Origin of the sequence: Streptococcus sp. sy010 (assembly GCF_007859175.1) — a bacterium.
Taxonomy (GTDB): domain Bacteria; phylum Bacillota; class Bacilli; order Lactobacillales; family Streptococcaceae; genus Streptococcus.
The window spans coordinates 1-3,327 of record NZ_VOHO01000002.1; the positions used below are offsets into that span (position 1 = coordinate 1).

Below are 3,327 nucleotides of genomic sequence, written 5' to 3' on the forward strand. Positions count from 1 at the left end.
TGACTACGAATCAGGCGGTTAGAGGTTCGACTCCTCTAGGGTGCATAGTTATCGGGAAGTAGCTCAGCTTGGTAGAGTACTTGGTTTGGGACCAAGGGGTCGCAGGTTCGAATCCTGTCTTCCCGATATAAAATAAAGGCGGTGTAGCTCAGCTGGCTAGAGCGTCCGGTTCATACCCGGGAGGTCGGGGGTTCGATCCCCTTCGCCGCTATTTTTATATGATTTTGGATGACTTGAGGACCTTTAGCTCAACTGGTTAGAGCACTCGGCTCATAACCGAGCGGTCGTAGGTTCGAGTCCTACAAGGTCCATATTGTTATATTGTGGAGGATTACCCAAGTCTGGCTGAAGGGAACGGTCTTGAAAACCGTCAGGCGTGTAAAAGCGTGCGTGGGTTCGAATCCCACATCCTCCTTTTAATAATAGAATATCGCGGGATGGAGCAGCTAGGTAGCTCGTCGGGCTCATAACCCGAAGGTCGTAGGTTCAAATCCTGCTCCCGCAATTATGGCTCGGTAGCTCAGTTGGTAGAGCAATGGATTGAAGCTCCATGTGTCGGCGGTTCGATTCCGTCTCGCGCCATATTTAACGCGGGTGTAGTTTAGTGGTAAAACTACAGCCTTCCAAGCTGTTGTCGCGAGTTCGATTCTCGTCACCCGCTTTTATCTTATTTAGATAGTTTGGGCGCGTAGCTCAGGTGGTTAGAGCGCACGCCTGATAAGCGTGAGGTCGGTGGTTCGAGTCCACTCGTGCCCATTATTATATGTTGGAGAATTACTCAAGAGGCTGAAGAGGACGGTTTGCTAAATCGTTAGGTCGGGTAACTGGCGCAAGGGTTCGAATCCCTTATTCTCCGTTTTAGAACGATGTTATCAATGGATAGCTCGTTTTCTTTTTATATAAAATTAGTAGAAATTGGGTTGATGTTATGCAAAATAAGTGGTCTAGACTGATTTTGAGAGTGATTATAGGGTTAATTGTAGCGGTAGGCTTTCTTTTTTTTCTTATCACAAATAGGCAATTCATCAATCAAAGTTTATCTCCAATAACAAGTAGTATGGCTACAGTAGATAATTTACTATCTTTACCTTTTCGTTGGGGAAAGAATCTTTCAGATTCACTTAATGATTTATTGAGAACTTATGAGGAGAACGGAAAGTTAAAAGCGTCTTTATCTACTTTATCGGATCAAAAGGAAGAATTACTTGCTGTCAAGAGTGAGAATGAACAATTAAGAAAGACTTTAGAAATGCAAGAAAAGGTGTCATCACAGCAGAAAATTACAACAGAGGTGATTACACGCTCTCCTTTGCTTTGGTGGGATGAATTGACCTTAAATGCTGGTCAGGATAAACAAGTAAAAACTCAAATGTTAGCTGTATCTGAAAAAGGTTTGATTGGTAAAATTGTTGATGTTAATCAAAGTAGTAGCAAGCTTAGTTTGTTAACAAGGCAAAATGAAGTTCTTGCTATCCCAGTAAAATGGACTAATCAAGAAAAAGTAATTTATGGTTTGTTATCAGGCTACGATCAAAATGAAGGGCTTCTTTTGATTTCTGATATCAATAGTTCAGATGACTTTAAACCAGAGGGAGATGTTGTGACCAGTGGTTTAGATGGTGAAACGGTAGCAGATATTCCAGTGGGTCAATTAATAGCTGTAGATAATAAGACACGAACAGCTAAAGTGAAGCCATGGGCAGATTTTTCGAATTTGTCTGTTATTATATTGGTAGGGAGATGAGCTGTTGTTAAATAATAAATGGATGAATTTGATTTTCTTACTTCTGACTTTACTTGTAGATGTTCACTTGTCAAACAGTCTAAATCAATTTTTTAATGAAGAATTTAGGTTGGTTTCGCATATTTTCCTATTTGTCCTAGTTTATCAAGCTAGATATCATCAGTCATTTGCTCTTTATTGGTTGTATGCCATAGTTGGTTTTTTAGGAGATGTCTATTATTTTAGAATGATTGGTTTAACTAGCCTTTTGTTTCCTAGTATGCTTTATGTACTAAGAAAATTTCCTAAATTTCAAGAAACCAATCCATTTCAATTGTTTTTAGTTGTTTTATTGGTTAATTTCTTTTTTGAAATAGCACTCTATGTTTTAGCTTATACTTATCAATTAACGACTTATCCTATCGTTGACTTTATTGCCTTTAGTCTGGCACCAAGTTTGCTTTATAATAGCTTTATTAGTTTACTATTACTGCTTGGTTTATCAAAGCGTAATAACTGGTAAGCAATTTTAACATCAAAGTGTAATAATAGCGTAACATAGCAGCTCTCATTATTTGCTATAATAATAAATGTCCAATTGATAAGGAGAGTAATAGTATTATGAAAAAACGTATTTTATCAGCAGTTTTAGTCAGTGGAGTTACCTTGACGACAACAGCAACAGTAAGTGCAGAAGATTATGAATCGCAAATTGCTGCACAAGATAATGTTATTAGTCATTTAACCGAACAACAACTTTTAACTCAAGGTCAAGTAGCTAGTATTCAAGCTCAAGTAAGTTCGCTTCAAGTAGAACAAGCAAATTTAGTTGCTGAAAATGATCGCTTGCAAGCAGAATCTCAAGCTTTAACAGAGCAAATTCAATCACTGTCAAATAAAATTGTAGCTCGCAATGAGTCTTTGAAAAAACAAGCTCGTAGTGCACAAAAAAATAACACAGCAACAAACTACATCAATACGATTCTTAATTCAAAATCGGTGTCAGAAGCAATTAACCGTATTGTAGCGATTCGTGAAATTGTAGTAGCGAGTGATAACATGTTGTCGCAACAAAAAGCTGACAAAGTTACTTTAGAAGCTAAACAAGCTCAAAATCATGAAGCTCAAAATCAAGTGGCAGCTAATCAAGCGATGATTGCTGAAAACACAGTTGCTTTATCTAATCAACAAGCTGAATTAGAGGCTGTACAAGCTAATCTAGCAACAGAAATTGCGAATGCTGAAGGTCAAAAGGCAGCTATTGTTGCTGAAAAACAAGCACAAGAAGCAGCTGTAGTAGCTCAAATGCAAGCTGAATTAGAAGCTCAAGCATTGGCTCAACAAGCTGTAGTTGAATCAACTCCAGTGATAGAAGAAGTTTCAGCACCAGTAGTGGAATCAACGCCAGTGGTAGAAGAAGTTTCAGCACCAGTTGTTGAGTCAACCCCAGTGGTAGAAGAAGTTTCAGCACCAGTAGTTGAATCAACTCCAGTGGTAGAAGAAGTTTCAGCACCAGTAGTTGAATCAACTCCAGTGGTAGAAGAAGTTTCAGCACCAGTAGTTGAATCAACTCCAGTGGTAGAAGAAGTTTCAGCACCAGTAGT

General features: G+C 38.7%; 3 protein-coding genes and 9 tRNA genes. All 12 read left to right on the forward strand.

What is annotated here, in order from left to right:
- The first annotated feature begins 52 nt into the window (after positions 1 to 52).
- Positions 53 to 126, forward strand: a tRNA-Pro gene (locus FRX51_RS02360).
- A gap of 11 nt (positions 127 to 137) precedes the next feature.
- Positions 138 to 211 (forward strand) — tRNA-Met (locus FRX51_RS02365).
- 26 nt (positions 212 to 237) lie between these two features.
- Positions 238 to 311: transfer RNA gene (locus FRX51_RS02370), tRNA-Ile, on the forward strand.
- A 14-nt stretch (positions 312 to 325) separates the two neighbouring features.
- Positions 326 to 415: transfer RNA gene (locus tag FRX51_RS02375), tRNA-Ser, on the forward strand.
- A gap of 16 nt (positions 416 to 431) precedes the next feature.
- Positions 432 to 505 (forward strand) — tRNA-Met (locus tag FRX51_RS02380).
- Between the two features lie 4 nt (positions 506 to 509).
- Positions 510 to 582 (forward strand) — tRNA-Phe (locus tag FRX51_RS02385).
- Between the two features lie 8 nt (positions 583 to 590).
- Positions 591 to 661 (forward strand) — tRNA-Gly (locus tag FRX51_RS02390).
- 21 nt (positions 662 to 682) lie between these two features.
- A tRNA-Ile gene (locus FRX51_RS02395) sits at positions 683 to 756 on the forward strand.
- Between the two features lie 12 nt (positions 757 to 768).
- Positions 769 to 856 (forward strand) — tRNA-Ser (locus FRX51_RS02400).
- 72 nt (positions 857 to 928) lie between these two features.
- Entirely contained in the window at positions 929 to 1,744 is an 816-nt protein-coding gene (gene mreC, locus FRX51_RS02405) for a rod shape-determining protein MreC (RefSeq protein WP_146495552.1), read from the forward strand.
- Between the two features lie 4 nt (positions 1,745 to 1,748).
- On the forward strand, positions 1,749 to 2,246 hold the full coding sequence (gene mreD / locus FRX51_RS02410; RefSeq protein WP_146495554.1) for a rod shape-determining protein MreD: 498 nt from the start codon (positions 1,749 to 1,751) through the stop codon (positions 2,244 to 2,246).
- A 98-nt stretch (positions 2,247 to 2,344) separates the two neighbouring features.
- Positions 2,345 to 3,327, forward strand: a 983-nt coding sequence (locus tag FRX51_RS05880) for a CHAP domain-containing protein (protein ID WP_261379789.1), incomplete at its 3' end; no start/stop codon positions are given.

What these genes read in the sequence shown, in the direction of transcription:
- mreC (WP_146495552.1), top strand. Translation starts at nt 929, where the DNA reads ATGCAAAATAAGTGGTCTAGACTGATTTTGAGAGTGATTATAGGGTTA.